This window comes from Nitrospina watsonii (genome assembly GCF_946900835.1).
Classification (GTDB): Bacteria; Nitrospinota; Nitrospinia; order Nitrospinales; family Nitrospinaceae; genus Nitrospina; species Nitrospina watsonii.
The window spans coordinates 173,089-189,491 of sequence record NZ_OX336137.1 but is presented as its reverse complement, the minus strand read 5'-3'; the positions used below and the strand labels follow the sequence as shown (position 1 = coordinate 189,491).

The 16,403-nt window shown below is 55.4% G+C and carries 17 protein-coding genes and 1 pseudogene; 16 read left to right on the top strand and 2 right to left on the bottom strand.

What is annotated here, in order from left to right:
* The first annotated feature begins 3 nt into the window (after positions 1-3).
* The 4 genes from QML71_RS00860 to QML71_RS00845 are packed head-to-tail and all read left to right on the top strand — an operon-like array spanning position 4 to position 3,584.
* Positions 4-453 carry an NUDIX domain-containing protein gene (locus tag QML71_RS00860; protein ID WP_282010005.1) on the top strand — a complete coding sequence of 150 codons (450 nt, stop codon included), beginning with the start codon at positions 4-6 and terminating at the stop codon, positions 451-453.
* Between the two features lie 23 nt (positions 454-476).
* A complete protein-coding gene (locus QML71_RS00855; RefSeq protein WP_282010004.1) occupies positions 477-1,586 on the top strand; it encodes a radical SAM protein in 1,110 nt (369 codons plus the stop codon).
* Positions 1,587-1,590: 4 nt separating this feature from the next.
* Positions 1,591-2,532: a thiamine pyrophosphate-dependent dehydrogenase E1 component subunit alpha gene (locus QML71_RS00850; protein ID WP_282010003.1), complete on the top strand. Its 942-nt coding sequence runs from the start codon at positions 1,591-1,593 to the stop codon at positions 2,530-2,532.
* Positions 2,523-3,584, top strand: a complete 1,062-nt coding sequence (locus tag QML71_RS00845; protein WP_282010002.1) for an alpha-ketoacid dehydrogenase subunit beta — start codon at positions 2,523-2,525, stop codon at positions 3,582-3,584. Before QML71_RS00850 ends, QML71_RS00845 begins: the two co-directional genes overlap by 10 nt.
* Before the next feature lie 263 nt (positions 3,585-3,847).
* Here the strand turns inward: QML71_RS00845 and QML71_RS00840 are convergent, their stop codons facing one another.
* Both QML71_RS00840 and QML71_RS00835 read right to left on the bottom strand, forming a co-directional pair.
* Positions 3,848-4,333 carry a DUF7684 family protein gene (locus tag QML71_RS00840; RefSeq protein ID WP_282010001.1) on the bottom strand — a complete coding sequence of 162 codons (486 nt, stop codon included), beginning with the start codon at positions 4,331-4,333 and terminating at the stop codon, positions 3,848-3,850.
* A 289-nt stretch (positions 4,334-4,622) separates the two neighbouring features.
* Positions 4,623-4,907, bottom strand: coding sequence for a hypothetical protein (locus QML71_RS00835; RefSeq protein ID WP_282010000.1), 285 nt, complete (start codon positions 4,905-4,907; stop codon positions 4,623-4,625).
* 1,116 nt (positions 4,908-6,023) lie between these two features.
* On the opposite strand from QML71_RS00835, the gene QML71_RS00830 reads away from it, so the two are divergent.
* From QML71_RS00830 to QML71_RS00780, 12 genes and pseudogenes are all read left to right on the top strand, one after another.
* Positions 6,024-7,652 carry a ferredoxin-like domain-containing protein gene (locus tag QML71_RS00830; protein ID WP_282009999.1) on the top strand — a complete coding sequence of 543 codons (1,629 nt, stop codon included), beginning with the start codon at positions 6,024-6,026 and terminating at the stop codon, positions 7,650-7,652.
* Positions 7,653-7,902: 250 nt separating this feature from the next.
* On the top strand, positions 7,903-8,733 hold the full coding sequence (locus QML71_RS00825) for a formate/nitrite transporter family protein (protein WP_282009998.1): 831 nt from the start codon (positions 7,903-7,905) through the stop codon (positions 8,731-8,733).
* Positions 8,734-8,950: 217 nt separating this feature from the next.
* Complete coding sequence (locus QML71_RS00820) at positions 8,951-9,121, top strand: hypothetical protein (RefSeq protein WP_282009997.1); 171 nt, start codon at positions 8,951-8,953, stop codon at positions 9,119-9,121.
* A 13-nt stretch (positions 9,122-9,134) separates the two neighbouring features.
* Positions 9,135-9,542, top strand: a complete 408-nt coding sequence (locus QML71_RS00815) for a hypothetical protein (RefSeq protein ID WP_282009996.1) — start codon at positions 9,135-9,137, stop codon at positions 9,540-9,542.
* A gap of 74 nt (positions 9,543-9,616) precedes the next feature.
* A complete protein-coding gene (murJ, locus tag QML71_RS00810) occupies positions 9,617-11,143 on the top strand; it encodes a murein biosynthesis integral membrane protein MurJ (RefSeq protein ID WP_282009995.1) in 1,527 nt (508 codons plus the stop codon).
* A gap of 269 nt (positions 11,144-11,412) precedes the next feature.
* Positions 11,413-11,976, top strand: coding sequence for a sugar transferase (locus QML71_RS00805; RefSeq protein WP_282009994.1), 564 nt, complete (start codon positions 11,413-11,415; stop codon positions 11,974-11,976).
* A 23-nt stretch (positions 11,977-11,999) separates the two neighbouring features.
* Positions 12,000-12,956, top strand: a complete 957-nt coding sequence (locus QML71_RS00800) for a sulfotransferase (protein ID WP_282009993.1) — start codon at positions 12,000-12,002, stop codon at positions 12,954-12,956.
* Positions 12,940-13,881 carry a class I SAM-dependent methyltransferase gene (locus QML71_RS00795; RefSeq protein WP_282009992.1) on the top strand — a complete coding sequence of 314 codons (942 nt, stop codon included), beginning with the start codon at positions 12,940-12,942 and terminating at the stop codon, positions 13,879-13,881. Before QML71_RS00800 ends, QML71_RS00795 begins: the two co-directional genes overlap by 17 nt.
* A gap of 71 nt (positions 13,882-13,952) precedes the next feature.
* Positions 13,953-14,198: pseudogene (locus QML71_RS00790) on the top strand (HisA/HisF-related TIM barrel protein); the annotation flags it as partial.
* 16 nt (positions 14,199-14,214) lie between these two features.
* Complete coding sequence (locus tag QML71_RS14110; RefSeq protein ID WP_371832123.1) at positions 14,215-14,505, top strand: glutamine amidotransferase-related protein; 291 nt, start codon at positions 14,215-14,217, stop codon at positions 14,503-14,505.
* A 226-nt stretch (positions 14,506-14,731) separates the two neighbouring features.
* Entirely contained in the window at positions 14,732-15,550 is an 819-nt protein-coding gene (locus tag QML71_RS00785; protein ID WP_282009990.1) for an adenine nucleotide alpha hydrolase family protein, read from the top strand.
* A gap of 86 nt (positions 15,551-15,636) precedes the next feature.
* Entirely contained in the window at positions 15,637-16,389 is a 753-nt protein-coding gene (locus QML71_RS00780) for a hypothetical protein (RefSeq protein ID WP_282009989.1), read from the top strand.
* Positions 16,390-16,403 lie beyond the last annotated feature (14 nt).

Genomic DNA, 16,403 nt, shown 5'->3' with positions numbered 1-16,403 from the left:
TGTGTGACCGACTCCAGCGAGAACGAATCCCTGCCCGTATTCGTGGGCGCGATCGTCAGCGATGCTGCGGGCCGCATCCTGTGCCAGCTCCGTGACAACAAACCCGGCATTCAGTACCCGGGCTACTGGACCTGCTCGCCCGGCGGCCACGTGGAACCGGGGGAACCACTGACCGAGGCCATCCTGCGCGAGTTGCACGAGGAATTTGAAATCGAGGTGGACCGGCTGGCGCCGTTGACCACCCTCCGCTACACGGAAACGGATACGGAACCGCCCGGCGTGTACAACGCCTTCACCGCCCGCCTGTGCACCCCGGTTTCCGAGGTCCAGTGCAACGAGGGGCAGAAGGTGGACTTTTTTCACCCGGACGCCATCCGGAACCTCAATGTCCACCCCATCAGCCTGCGGTTTCTCGATTTGTTTTTGACAGGGAAAACCGAGGCGTTATCCTGATAAAGAACCGCTGAAAGGCAGCAATGGGAATCCAGATCAACGAAAAGACCGAAACCGTGAGCGACCAGCACAAAATCGACGGGCACAAGCTCAATTACCACATCGACCGCGTCGGCGAATGGATGTCCGGCTCGCGCACGGTGTACCCCATCTATATGGAAATCGCGCCGACCGGTGCCTGCAACCACCGCTGCACCTTCTGCGCCGTCGATTACATCGGCTACAAGGTCGTCCACCTGGATACGGACCTGCTCAAACAGCGGCTGACGGAGATGGCCCGCCTGGGCGTGCGCAGCATCATGTACGCCGGCGAAGGCGAGCCGCTGCTGCACAAGGATTTGCCCGACATCATCCAGCACACGAAACAATCCGGCATCGACATCGCCATCACCACCAACGCCGTGCCGATGACGAAAAAATGGTCGGAAGCGGCGCTCGACGCGATCACCTGGATCAAGACCAGCATCAATGCGGGCACCGCCGAATCCTACGCGCAGGTGCACCAGACCAAGGCCGACGACTTCAACAAGGTGCTGGCCAATCTCGAATACGCCGCCAACCTGAAAGCAAAACGCGGCGACGTCTGCACGCTGGGCGCACAGATGGTGCTGCTGCCGGAAAACGAGCACGAAGCGGTGACGCTGGGCCAGCGCATGCGCGACATCGGCATGGATTACCTCGTCATCAAGCCGTATTCCCAGCACAAGAAAAGCATCACACGCAAATACGAAAACATCGATTACTCCAAGTCCATCCAGTTGAAAGACGATCTGGCCGCGATCAATACGGACAGCTTCTCCGTCGTCTTCCGCGACAACACGCTGACCAAACTGTTCGATGACAGCCACTACTACCAGAAATGCTATTCGACGCCGAACTTCTGGGCTTATGTCATGGCCGACGGCGCGGTGTACGGATGCAGTGCGTACCTGTTGGACGACCGCTTCCAATACGGCAACATCACCGAAAACACCTTCCAGGAAATCTGGGAAGGCGAGAAACGCATGGCCAACCTCGAGTACGTCGAGAACGAACTCAACATCTCCGAATGCCGCAAGAACTGCCGCATGGACGAGGTGAACCGTTACCTGTGGGACATCAAGCACCCGCCCGCCCACGTCAACTTCATTTGAATCGATGATCGAACAAGAACACGCCCGCGACTTATACGAAAACCTCGTCCGCATCCGCATGACCGAAGAGGCCATCGCCGATGAATACGCGCAGCAGGAAATGCGCTGCCCGGTGCACCTGTCCATCGGGCAGGAAGCCGCCGCCGTCGGCGTCTCCGCCTGTCTCGAAGACACCGACGTCGCGTTCAGCACGCACCGCTGTCACAGTCACTACCTCGGCAAGGGCGGCAACCTGAACGCCATGATCGCCGAACTTTACGGCAAGCGCACCGGCTGCGCCCAGGGCCTGGGCGGCTCCATGCACCTGATCGACCAGAGCGTCGGCATGCTGGGCGCATCGGCCATCGTCGGCGGCAGCATTCCGCTGGCGGTCGGCGCGGCATTGACCTTCAAACTGGACGGCGCGAACCACATCGCGGTCGCCTATTTCGGCGATGGCGCCTGCGAGGAAGGCGTGCTGCACGAAAGCCTCAACTTCGCCGCCCTGCACAAACTGTCGGTGCTGTTCGTCTGCGAGAACAATTTCGTCGCCACCTCGTCGCACCTCTTGGCGCGGCGGCCCCTCGACAACATCCACGAGCACGGCAACGTGTTCGGCGTGCCCGGTATCCGCACCGACGGCAACGATCTGGGAGAGGTGTACAGCGCCGCGAAGCGCGCCGTGGCCCGCGCCCGCGAAGGAATTGGCCCCACGCTCATCGAGGCACGGACGTTCCGCATGATGCGCCACGTCGGGCCGCAACAGGACAAAAACACCGGCATCCGCACCGAACAGTTGTGGGAGGAATGGGAACAGAAATGCCCGGTGCGCCGCTTCGAGGATCTGTGCCTCAAAAACGGCTGGCTCACCCAGGGAGACATGAACGGAATCCGCAAGGGTATCCAGGAAGCAATCCAGGCGGCCTTCGAGTTCGCCAAATCCAGCGAGGACGCGGTATGGGTGTGAACAGCAAGCAACGGATTCTCAAATACCGCGAAGCGCTGAACGAAGGCCTGACGCAGGCGATGGACGCGGACCCCAACGTGTTCGTCATGGGCTGTGGCGTGGACGACGAAGGCGGCATCTTCGGCACCACCCGCGCCGCGTTCGAAAAGTTCGGTAAAGAAAGAGTGATGGATGTGCCGCTCGCTGAAAACTCCATCGCCGGCATCGGCGTCGGTGCGGCGCTGACCGGCAAGCGTCCGGTGATCGTGCACGCCCGCAACGACTTCCTGCTTTTGTCCATGGATCAGATCGTCAACCACGCCGCCAAGTGGGAAATCATGAGCGGCGGCAAGATGCAGTGCCCCCTGCTCATCCGCGCCATCATCGGTCGTGGCTGGGGTCAGGCGGCGCAACATTCGCAGAGCCTGCAAGCGTTTTTCTCACACGTGCCCGGCCTGAAAGTGATGCTCCCCGCCTCCGCGTACGACGCCAAGGGCCTGCTCATGGCCGCGCTGGAAGACACCGGCACCGTGCTCTCCATCGAGCACCGTTTGCTGTATGAGACCGAATCCCACGTGCCCGCGGAACACTACACCGTGCCGCTTGGAAAAGCCGCGGTGAAACGCGAGGGTACGGACGTGACAATCGTAGCGTTTTCGTTTATGGTGAAGGACGCTCTGGACGCCGCAGGCACGCTGAGCCAAGAAGGCATTGCTGTGGAAGTCCTGGATCCGCGTTGCTCCAGTCCTCTGGATATGGACTGTATTCTCGATTCCGTTCAAAAGACGGGACGCTTGATTGTTGCCGACACCGGCTGGACCAGTTTCGGTATTACCGCGGAGATCGCGGCGCGGGTTCAGGAGCAGTTGTTCGATTCCCTCAAAGCCCCCATCCTGCGCGTGGCGCTGCCCGACCGCAACACGCCGTGCAGCAGTCCCCTCGAAAAAGAGTTTTATCCCGGCGTGGAGGATATCTGCCAGGCCGCGCGCCGCGTCACCGGAGCCACCGGCGAGATGAAAGCCGGCGACCGCACCGCCCCCCTCGAACACTCCACCTTCCAGGGCCCGTTTTAGAATCATTTAAAAGTTAGTCTGCTTCATCTACATAATGGGCGGGACAGGTAAAACAAATACGGGCGATTGCCATGTCTCCATCGATACCAAGGCTTTGCTTGCAGTAATCTCTCACCCTACCTAAATATTCCAGCCAAACCTGATCTTCATCATTAATACAATCCGCCCACTGGCATAGCTCCAGACACGTGGTTTCAGAAATGAAACCGCCCACGATAGGGCAACTGTGGCTGGCCTCCTCTGCATTGATCAGGCAGACATTCTTATTCGACATAATTTTGAATGATTGTTTTCGCTTTGCTCAAAACCGGTGAGTTTTCATGAGCGATCCATACCACCCGGGTTCCGTCCTTTTCGAACCGATCGCAGGAATACGCTGAATACATCGCAAACTCTAATATATCCTCTAATAAAGACTCTCCATTATGAGAGGTGGTGGGGATACAATCCTCCGGCTCACTTTCATAAGCATGAATTTCCCTAAGATCATCAACTTGGTCATGCATGACCTCGCTCAGATCACCACAACACATGAAGTACCGTGCACCGGAATCCAATAGAAATTTTAAAAATGCTTTCAATTCTTTTTCAGAAGAAATATCCCCCTCACCAAAACAAACGATTGTTCGGAAAAAGGGTTTGGGTAATAGATCGGCAATAGAGGTCCCTTCCAAATCAGAAATGGGAATCAGATAAACCTCACCCCAATCCTTAATCTTAAACTTCTGGAAACCGTTGCCCGCATTCATATTCACCGTCAGCTGATTTTAAAAACTTGGATCATTACCAATTTAACTCGAACAAACCCATTACAATTGAAAGAAATCCGAATATTAGACAAAACCATTTGGCATAGGCAGGCAGGGTTCGTCTGTACCGGTCAACTTTCGAGGGATTGGATTCTAAGGGGAAGGATTTTTTGAAAAACAGACCCGAAATTTTTTTGTGCCCGGCGAGAACCACTATACCTATAGCAAGAAGAATAAAACCTTCATTCATTTCCATCCCCCAGCGCGTGCTATCCATCTGTGATCCTCTTCACTTCACTTTTTCTCCACAATTTGGACATTTCGATGGCAACCACGGCAGGGCACCGTAAATTAGAGGCTTATCCAGTTCAATTTCAATAAATGGCCTCATGACAAGGGACCAGCCGCATTCATGGCAACGAACATTACGAATCAACCAAGCACAGTAAAGAAAGAAAATAAAAACAAAGACGATAAAGAAAGAATGGACTTCAAGTGCCAAGTAAATCAAAAGCAGTCCAGCGAGAAGCCATAAAATGTAAATTTTAATGAGTTCCTTAGCCTTGGTGCTCATGTATTTCAGTATAAAGGCAGGGGTGGGGATGTCTACAGGGATGCGGAGAGCGGACGCATCGTAATTTCAAAAACACTCTGATTTGAGTGAAGCTCTAAAGCCTTTCTCGTCGCGTACCCCTCCTCGAATGACCCCTGAAGGAAAAAGCCCCCTGGCCCCCTTCAGAGAAGGGGGGGACTGGATTTCTCCCTCCCCCAACAAGGAAACCTTTGCATAACTGATTTCGGGATAGACAATCAGAATGGTAATTCATCCTCGAACGATGGAAGAATCATGAATCCCCCTCATCCTAACCTTCTCCCGCCAGGGGATAAGGGACCTTTAAAACCCCCCTCTCCCTTGACGGGAGAGGGCTGGGGTGAGGGTGGCCTCCTCTGACTTCAAATGACTTTTTAAAAAGCTCTCCTTACCCAAAGGCGCTCGCGGAGTGACGGGCCGGGAGGGGTTACCAATGACCGTTTCCGCTTTTTAACCCAAAACATAGATTCTTCGCTTTCGCTCAGAATGACAACGCCTGAGCCGAGAGCCAACAGGATGTGACCCGTGGGCGAACGATGAGATTCCAAAAAAGGAAAAACCATCAGTAACCTCCCCTGTATCCCCTCCTTGAAAAGGAAGGGAGGAAAACCGTGGAGTGCGCCCACGGACCATCGAACGGGAAGGAGAGAATTAGCCATTTGCCTCGGACGCAGTCCGCGCCCACGGACCATCGAACGGGAAGGAGAGAATTAGCCATCTGCCTCCGGGTGCAACCCGGCCATCGCAGGGACTGCCGGGCAGTAGCCCTCCGCCTCGACCGCAGTCCGCCGGGCAGTAGCCCTCTGCGCCGGCCGCAGGCCGCGCCTATACAACTGCTTGAATTTGCAACATTGCCTCATTTTGTGACTTGGTTTTAGGCAGGCCCGCATGGCGGAAACCCGCCCCGGTACCCGGCTCCACCCCTGCAACGCGCTCCACACCTCCTTCCCCTCCCCTCCTGTATCGCCCGAATTTAAAGGACTTCGCGGCCCTTCGTCTTTATTTTGAAAATATTTTTCCAGCACGGCCCGTTCCGGCACCGTTGTTGCGATAGTCCTTTGCTTTAATCACCCGCACGGGAAAGGAACGGCAACAGGCATGAACAAGATCGAGGAATTGAAACTGGAAAAGGACGGGTTGGATATCAAAGCCGACATCGCGCGCTTCGCCAAGGAGGGTTGGGACTGCATCTCCGAGGACGACCTGGCGCGGCTGAAGTGGTACGGCCTGTTCCTGCGCAAACCGACTCCCGGTTTTTTCATGCTGCGCGTGCGTATCCCGAACGGCTACGTGCCTTCGTACCAGCTGAAGGCGCTGGCGCACATCGCCGGACATTTCGGCAACGGCCAGATCGACATCACCACCCGCCAGCAGGTGCAGTTGCGTCACCTGAAAATCGACGACGTGCCGGCGGTGTTCGACCTGATGGACTCGGTCGGCCTGACCTCCATCCAGACCGGCATGGACAACGTGCGCAACATCATGGGTTGTCCGGTGGGCGGCCTGCATCCGAAAGAAGTGCTCAACGCTTTTCCCGTCATCGAGGCGATGAACGAATATTTTCTGGGAAACCGCGAGTTCAGCAACCTGCCGCGCAAGTTCAACATCGCCGTCACCGGCTGTCCGGACTCCTGCATCCACACGGAGACGCAGGACCTGGCGCTGGTCCCGGCCTCGCGCGAGGAAAACGGCGAGACGGTTTACGGATTCAACCTGCTGGTGGGTGGAAAAATCGGTTCCGGGGGCTACCGCATCGCTTCCCCCCTCGACGTGTTTGTGAAAGCGGACGAGGCGGTCGAAGTTTCGGCCGAGGTGGTGGCTCTCTACCGCGATTACGGCTACCGGGACGTGCGCACGCGCAACCGGCTGGCGTTTCTGATCGAGGATTGGGGCGAGACGAAATTCCGCGAGATGCTGGTGCGCGCGCTCGACCGCGATCTGTCCCCCGCAGGCGAAGACCTGCGCAACGATCACGAGAACCTGCACATCGGCATCTACCGGCAGAAACAGCCGTCGATGAACTACGTCGGCATGAAGGTGCCGGTGGGCCGCATGGACCACACGCGCATGGAAAAGCTGGCGGTGCTGGCGGAGAAATACGGCAACGGCGAGGTGCGGCTGTCGCCCGCCAACTCGGTGATCGTGCCCAACATCTCCGACAAGAAGCTGGGCGACTTTCTGGAAGAACCCCTGCTCAAGGAATTCGATTACAACCCGAACGCGCTCATCAAGGGCCTCGTCAGTTGCGTCGGCAAGGACTACTGCGGCATGGCGACCATCGAGACCAAGGGCACGGCGATGGAGGTGGCGAAGAAGCTGGAAGACAAACTCGACGGCATCCGCCCCATCACCATGAACTGGTCGGGCTGCCCCGCCGGGTGCGGCAATCACCTTGTGGCGGACGTGGGCCTGATCGGCAAGCGCGCGCGCGTGGACGGCAAGACGGTGGACGCGGTGGACGTGTTCGTCGGCGGCCGCAGCGGCAAGTATCCCGCGCCCGCGCTCAAGATTCTGGAGGACATCCCGTGTGACAAACTGCCGGACGTGCTGGCGCAGATCCTGCCCTACCACGCCCGCGAGAAGATGCACCCGGTTAAAAATTACAAAAAGAAAAAAAAACCGAACGCCGAGTCCCGGCCGAACCGGTCTTCAAACGCTCCCGTGAATAAAGCGAACGCAGACGCGCCATCCCGACTGCACGCGACGGACCCGGTCCTCAAAAACTGAAGGAAGCATTGCATGGTGACCTATGGCAAGAAGCAATCCATCTTTTCCCCCTCCCCTTACCAGGGGGAGGGTTGGGTGGGGTTGCTTTTTGGGGTTGGTAGTTTCCAAGGGAGGAAGCTTCATTACCTCCCCTCAATCCCCTCCTTGGAAAGGAGGGGCAGTAAAAGAGTGCCACCACTCATTTCAATGGGAAAAGGACGCCTCTTGAAAACCACCATGCCATCGATCTCCTTCTTTAAAGGGAGTCATTATGTTTGATACGGACATCGACAACCTTTCCGCGCAGGCGGAAAAGAAAATCGCATATTTGAAGCGCTCGCCGGGCGGTTACTTTCTGCTGTCGGCCTTGGCGGGCATTTATCTCGGTTTCGGCATCGTGCTGATCTTTTCGATCGGCGGACCCATCGCCGCGGGCGGCGGCGCCGCGTATTTGAAACTCATCATGGGCGCGAGCTTCGGCATCGCCTTGAGCCTCGTCATCTTCGCAGGCTCCGAGTTGTTCACCGGCAACAACATGGTGTTCGCCGTCGGACGGCTGTCGAAACGCATCGGCATCGGTCCGATTCTCTACCTGTTCGCGCTGTGCTTCGTCGGCAACCTGGCGGGCTCGGTGTTCATCGCCTGGCTGGTCACCGAAAGCGGCAGTCTGACCGTGTCGTCGCAGGAGTTGATCGTGGAAGTGGCGGGTATGAAGATGAACCTGAGCGCGAAAGAAGCGTTCCTGCGCGGCATCCTGTGCAACTGGCTGGTGTGCCTGGCGGTGTGGATCGCCCTCCGCACCAAAAGCGAGACGGCGCGGCTCATCATGATTTTCTGGTGCCTGTTCGCCTTCATCGCCAGCGCGTATGAACACAGCATCGCCAACCAGACGCTGTTGAGCCTCGCCTTGTTCCTGCCGCACGGCGCGGAGGTGAGTCTGGGCGGATTCATCCACAACCAGATCTGGGTGACGCTCGGCAACATAGTCGGGGGTGGCCTGCTGGTGGGCATGGTCTATTGGCTGGCGAACTCGCAACCGGAAACGCAGACCGAACCCGCTCCGGCACTGATGCAGGAAGCCTTGCAGGAAGAAAGCGCTTAATCACGAATAGCCAAAGCTGTCCTGCCTCCCATTCGAAAGAAGGGGGTCGATGGGAGGCAGGATGGCGGCTTGCGTGAAACCTTCCTCTTTCCACTCCCGCCGAAATCAGTCTCTCCCGGCACCCTTCCCTTTTCATGCCCCTCCATCACTCAATTTTTTGCGCCCGGAAGCGCATTTTTTTCTCACTGTATCTCAATGATGCCCGCATAATGTGGGCATGACCTGGCCGCAAGACACACCTCCACCGCCGCCTGCAAAGGCCCGATTCCATGCCCAGGATTTTTTCGCCAGCTTCCTCTGTGGGCTGTTCACCTTCATGGGCATCGCCGCCATCATTGGAGGCATCATCGCGGTGTTTTTGTTCTACGTAATGGGAAAGATGTCCTGACCGGGAGCGACGCGTGAAACTGTTTCCATCCTTCGTATTTCAGAACCGCTGGAACGTTGCGGGATTTGTGTTGGGCTTTGCCACTCTGCCGATTTTATGGTGGGCCTTGTCCCTGCTCGACAGCGAGGAGGCCATGATGCAACGCTTCTACAAGTCGGAGTCCGAGTCGGTGCTGGGCGGCATCTACTGGACCTGCAAGATGCACTGGGACGACCACGATCCACAAGACGAGTGCACGCGGGAGATCATCACCAACGAGGATTACCCGTTCGAGCCGGCGGACATGGTGGAGTACGAACTCAAGGGCAACGCCACCACGTTTCGCGCCACGGCGCAGCATACCGGCGATCCTCTGCATACCGTTTACTCCATCGACGCCGACGGCAACATCCACGACGCCAACGGCCGCGAGTCGGACTGATTTCCATTCCGCCCCATCCACGGTACAATGTGGTGCAGGGGTATCCAGCCATTGCCAACCACGAGCTTCTCTTAATGGAACACAAATCGGCGTTACGCCAACTGATCTCGGCGGGGATGTGGGTCTCCGGCGGCGTGCTGCTGGGCCGAATCGCGGGATTCGTGCGCGAGGTCGCCATCGCCTCGGAGTTCGGCGTCTCGGAAGAGGCGGACGTGGTGCTGTTCGCGCTCACCCTTCCCGACTTCCTGATCAACATCCTGCTGGGCGGGGCGCTGGCGGCGGCCCTGATTCCACAGTTCAAGCACCACTCGCAGAAAGAAAAAAACGCCCTGCTCGTGCAGTCGAGCGTGTTGGTGGGCCTGCTCTTCATCGTGCTGGCATTGGGATTGATCGCTGTCGCCCGATACGTCGTCGCCGTGTTCGCGCCGGGATTCGAGAGCGAGGCGGCGCGTATGGCGGAGTCGTTGCTCGCTATCGTGCTGTGGCTGTTGCCACTCACCGCGCTGGCCGGGGTGACAACGGGGTATCTGCAGGCGCAGGGGCATTTCGCGGTGCCCGCACTGGGCACGCTGATCTTCAACCTCACCTTGATCGCGGCGTTGTGGGGAGTCATGGACGGCTCCGATGGCCTGGCCCTGTTTGCCGGCGCGATGATCGTCGGCGGCCTCCTGCGTCTGTTGTCGCAGGTGCTGTGCCTGCCGAAATTCGGGTTGATGCAGGGCGCGGCGCCGGGTTGGCGGATTGACAAATCGCTCCTCCTGCGCTACCTGCAGGCGCTGGGCGCGGGAAGCCTGTTGCTCCTTCTGCCGGTGATCGCGCGCGCGCTGGCGTCGCTGGAGGGTCCCGGCGGCTTCGCCTCGCTCAACTACGCGACCAAGCTGGTGGACCTGCCGATGGGCGTCGGCCTCGGCGTGTTCTCCGTCGTGCTCTTGCCAAAGCTGTCCGAATGCTTCGCCCAGGACCGCGACGAAGAGGGCGTGTCGCTCGCCAAAAACGGCGTGCTCGGCATCTTTGCCATCTCGTACACACTGATCCTGATTTTCGCGTGGTGGGGCGACGCGCTGACGGAAATCGTGTATGGCTGGGGAACGATGTCGGAGAAGAATACGGAAGAGATCGCGTTTCTCGCGGCGCTGGGTATGACCCTGCTGCCGGCACAGGGCGCGGCCACCCTGCTGGCGGCCACCGCCAACGCACGCCGGGATACGGCGCTGGCGTTCCGCGCCAGCGCGGCGGGCCTCGTTGTCTTCGTACCGGTCGCGTGGTGGGTGAGTGAACCTCTGGGCCTGACCGGCATCGTCGCGGCCCTCGTGCTCACTTACTGGGTGGTGATGATCTATCAATCGATTCTGCTCCACCAACGGCACGGGATTCGTCTGTTTGACGGCGCGCTGGCGCTCGATGTCCTGCGCATCGGCCTTGTGTGCCCGCTGGCGCTGGCGCCGTTTGCGCTGGCCACCACAGCACTGGAGTCCGGCCTGCCCGGCACCCTGCTGTTCGCGACGCTCGCCGGCGTGACGCTGTTGTTCGCCAGTGGCGCGGCCATCCCGCGTTACCGGGAATACCTCATCCACCGACTGCGTCCGCGTCCGGACGCCTGAAGAAAAATAAAATCACCGATGCACACAGATGAACACAGATTAAAATTTTTCGTCTCCTTGCAATGGAGAACGTTACACAACTGCTTTTAAAAGAGAGAACACATAGATTCTTCGTCGCCTGCGGCTCCTCAGAATGACACGCAGGGATCTAAATTGTCATTCTGAGTGAAGCGAAGAATCTATGTTTTGAGTTTATCCTATTACGCAATGCCCTCCCTTTTTCAAGAGGCGCTCACGGAGCGACGAGCTGGGAGGGATTAAAGGAATCCATGTTTTTAAAACGCATTTTCGACCTGACCGCCAGCCTGTTTGCCCTGGCTTTTCTGTGGCCGCTGTTCCTGGCGGTGGCCGTCGCCATCCGGCTGGATTCGCCGGGCGGCGTGTTTTATTATCAGGAGCGCGTGGGGAAGGGCGGGTGGCCGTTCCACATGATCAAGTTCCGCAGTATGGTGGCAGATGCGGACAAGGTGGGATCGTACTGGACCGCGTTCGGCGATGCGCGCATCACGCGGGTGGGGGCATTTTTGAGAAAGACCAGCCTGGATGAAGTGCCGCAGTTGTGGAACGTCGTGAAAGGCGAGATGAGCCTCGTCGGGCCGCGGCCGAACGTGCCCGCCCAGCGCGCCAATTACACCGAAGAACAGTGGGCGAAGCGGACCTCGGTGCTGCCCGGCATCACGGGTCTCGCACAGGCGCGGGTGCGGTCGCTGGCCAAACCCGGAGAACGCCTCGCCCTCGACCTCGAATACGTGGACCGCGCCTCTTTTTGGCTGGACATCAAAATCATTCTCCTTACAATCAGGCAGGTGATTTTACAAAAGGGAGTTTCTTGAAAATGCAACCTGAGGGGTTCTGAATGCGAGAAGATGTCTTCTTTCGATCTGGAGCGAATCAGCTTGATTTCCCGGTCGTGGTCATTACCGGAGCCTGCCGCTCGGGGAAAACCCTGCTGGGTAATTTACTGGCCACGTGCCCCGAAGTGGAGTATGCGGAAGAACCATGGCCGGCGAGGACTCTTCTAATGGCAGTGAGTTCAAGGAAGATGGAAAGAGAATTTGCTTCCAGCATGTTTTCAACCTATCTTTTTGAACTATACTGCGACCTTATTTTACTTCGAGAGGCTAATTTCCGACGCCAGGATTTGAGCTCAATATGGACAAAAAAAACTCCTGAAGAAATTGATTGGCGCCTAAATAATCTGAACGTACGAAATGATGTTTTAGCTTTTTTGAAGAATAAAAACCCCACTTTATTGGTGAACTTACCTGAATGTGCGTTATTCGCTGATTTCATCTTCGCTTCCCTGATTCAGGTTCAAATAATTCATGTGGTTAGAAATTCATTTGATGTAGCCTGGGACGTTTCTGAAAAAAAATGGTTTTCAAACGAACAGCTCTTGAGCCCATTGCATGCGAATCTTTATTCGGCCAAAACCCTTGCAGGGCAAACATGGTATATTCCATGGTGGGTTGATGAAGGTGAGGAAGAGTCCTTTGTGAAGTTGTCCGATTACGAAAGAGGCTTGTACTATTGGTGTTCTCTTGTGGAGACGGGACTGGAAGCATTTCAGGCCTGTGGCAGTAGAGAAATCATGGTTTGCTACGAAGATCTGGTCGCCGACCCGGATCGAGAATTCAATCGGGTGATATCCTGCCTCGGCTTCTCCCGGGGAAAATTGACCGGTCAAATGATCGGAAGGGTTAAAAAACCAGACGGCAAGGAAAAACCTTCTCAAAAAATAAACAACTCCGTCCTGGACCGGATTGAAAAAATAAATCAAAAAATAGGGACTCTGTGTGAACATCCAAGATAATGCCAAAAAATACTTTGATGAGAACGGCGAAAACTGGCTCATAGACGGCTACGAGCAGTCCGGTCACAATTACCCCACTGCCCTGCACAGGGTGCGCGTCACCAAAAACATCCTGAGTCAACTGGAAGATGTCAGCCATTTGCTCGACGTGGGTTGCGGCGGCGGCCAGCTTGCGTTTTCAATTGCGGAACTGGGCGTGACGGTTACAGGCGTCGACCAGAATGAAAAAATGATCCAAACCGCTCAAGCGGCGCTTTCCGGGATGCCCGGCCCGGTGAGGGATTCAATTTCATTTGAATTGAAGTCTGTCGATCAACTCGCGCTTGAAAACAGCAACCATGATGCTTTGACCGCGATGGGGCTCATTGGTTATTTGAAGGACGATGAAACGCTTTTCAAGGCCGCCTCTAAAAATCTCCGTAAAAATGGCTACCTTATCGTTTCATTTCGAAACCGGCTTTTCAATCTTTTCAGCATCTCGGAAAGAACGCTTATGGAGGCAGAAAGTGGCAACTTCGCCCGCCTTGTGGAAGAAATTTCCCAATGGGACGAGGAAGTGGATGAAAAAACCACGCTCGACTTTGTAACTGCACTGCATGCAATAACCGGTCAAATCCTGGAAAACAAGCATCTCCTCTCAGAGCCGAAACGGCTTCCGTCAGAGACTCGGGGCAAATCATACGCTTCAAAGATGGAGCCCCGGCAGACCACGCCTAAGGAATCGATAGAAACCGCTCAAAAATGCGGGTTTAAACAGATCTCATTTTCTGGAATCCATCCCCACTTCAGCGTGCCAAGATTGAATAAAGCGCTTCCTCCCCAGGTCTATAACCGGATAAGCGATTCCCTGGTGCCTTTTGAAAACAGTTCTTTGAGTTTGTTATGGAGTTCCGTTTTTATCGGGGTGTTTCAGAAAATTGATTGAGTGCTGGTAAGATACAACGAACTTTAAGATTATCCCTGCTAAAACGATCCTGCCAGATAGTGAGTTTTCCCATGACATCTGTGGTGCGGGTTATCCCCCGATTGGACATTAAAGGTCCCAATTTAATCAAAGGTATCCAGTTCGACGGCCACCGTGTTTTGGGAACCGCCGAAGAGTTTGCGGAAATCTATGACCGCGAAGGCGCCGACGAGTTGATTTATCAGGATGCAGTAGCCAGCCTTTACATGCGCAATAGCCTTCATGATATTGTCAAGAAGACCGCACAGAAAATATTTATCCCTCTTACTGTAGCCGGCAAATGGCGGCTCTCCAATTAAAATTCCCCAGATTTCCTGGAATACCATAGATTATCCACGGTCGTTCGACAAAGAGAACTGGGATGATTGCCTGCTGAGAGACGTGGACACAGGGAGTTATTTTTACTTTTTCCATTCTTACTATGTGAAAGTGGACCAACCGGAATATTGCATTGCGGAAACCAATTACGGCGGTATCTCTTATGCCTCCGTTGTGCAAAAAAATAATATCATGGGGTGTCAATTCCACCCGGAACGAAGCGGGAAATTTGGATTGAAACTATTGCAGAATTTTTTGGAATTATAAGAGCCTCAAACAATGCAAACCGTTGAAAAACAATTAAAGTCGATCAAACCGGAATTATTCACTCTGGACCGTCAACTTTCAGAGCTCCCAAAGGATGTCCAATTCTGCACCAACTGCGTGGTATCCAATCAACGACCGAGGACCCTTATAAATTATGAATCCCCTTTGCGTTACATGGGCTCCGTTTGTATGGACAGACATTGGATGGGTAAACCTTCAAAATTTTGTGCAATCCGGATTTTACAACATCATCGGCCAGCCCGACGGCATACTCCACCGCAAACTGTCCCGATTGGCATTTGAAGTCAAGGGGGATGCATGGGAACCTTTCGCGTTCGGCCAGAAATCATGGGCCTACCATATCGCCGAGAAGTTCGGCATCAAGCTCATATTTTACGGTGAAAACGGTGATTTGGAATACGGAGGATCAACAAAATACAAACACTCTCCCAAAGAGTCTCTGGAAGATTGGGCCAAACATTATTACAAGGGCGGCGACATCGATGAACTGGCGAAGGTGGGCTTGGATAAAGGCATCTTCAAAAAAGAAGAAATCCTTCCTGACAAATTAAACTGGTATAAACCTCCTGCCCCGGAGAAAGTGGAACGGCTGGGCCTGGAAATGCACTGGTATTCCTACTATACCAAGTGGACCCCACAGGAAAACTACTATTACGTTGTAAAAAACACGGGTTTTATCCCTAATGACATGGGACGCACTGAAAGCACCTATACCAAGTATGTCAGCATCGATGACAAAATGGACGGATTGCATTTTTACCTGGGCTACATGAAATTTGGTTTGGGGCGTTGCTCCCGCGATGCCCAACAGGATATTCGTCGCCACCACATCACACGAGAAGAAGGAGTCGCACTCGTTCATCGTTATGATCATGAGTTTCCCAAGCGCTATTTCCCATGGATGCTCGAGTATTTAGGCATCGAAGAAGATTTTTTCTGGGAAGTTATGGATTTTTATCGAGAGCAATCCAATGTTTGGGAACGTGAAAACGGCCAGTGGAAGCTGACTCATATTGTCAGTTAAACTTTCTGTCCAAATCGAACCAAAAACCTCTTGCCCAAAAAAAGAATAAAATCCTGTTTGTCACATACGGTGGGAGCCATGTAGAAGTGGTGCTCAGCCTGGTGCCCGCCGTGGCCGCTCACCCCGACCTGGATTGCCGGATTCTCGCCCTCACCCTTGCCGGTAACCGGCTGGAATCGTTAGGACTCTCTTTCAAGCGATGCGCCATCTCCCTTCTTGCTTGCCTGATTTTTATAAGCAATAACATTTATATCTCCTACCAATCGCACTGGGCGAAAAACCAGGCGGCAATTCATCAACTGAAAAAACAGAAGCCGCTCAAAGACGTCGGCATGTATTTCATGACCAACCACCTGCCGATGGGCATGGGCGTGGATTACCATTACGCAGAAGTATCGCTGACGCTCAACGCCGCTTGGGGTGGCGAACGGTACATGGGCGTGCCGCCTTGCCTGCAGAAGCACCGTTACGATCGGGAATGGGTGGGCATCGTGCTGAACGAACTCAAGCAGGGAAAGAACCCACTGCCCGCCTCCGAGGCGTACCTGAACGAATCCATCTCCCGCACCGATGTGGCCGGGCGGTTGGAAGAGGAATGGCGGCAGGGATTGAGCTTTCGCGCCGGAACAAAACAGTACCAGCCCGGCGGGTGTGTGGGAGAGATCATCGTGCGTGCGAAAGAAAACATGGCGGAGCCCCTCGTGGCGCTCCGTTACCTGTGGCGGCGGATGGCCGCACCGGAAACCCTGCCCGCGCTGTACGACCGTCTCGCCGTAGCCGATCTCCAACCTCTGGGCATGGATGTCATGGGCCAGCCGTGTGGCAGTGAATCAAAGTGAGGGGGATAACCGGG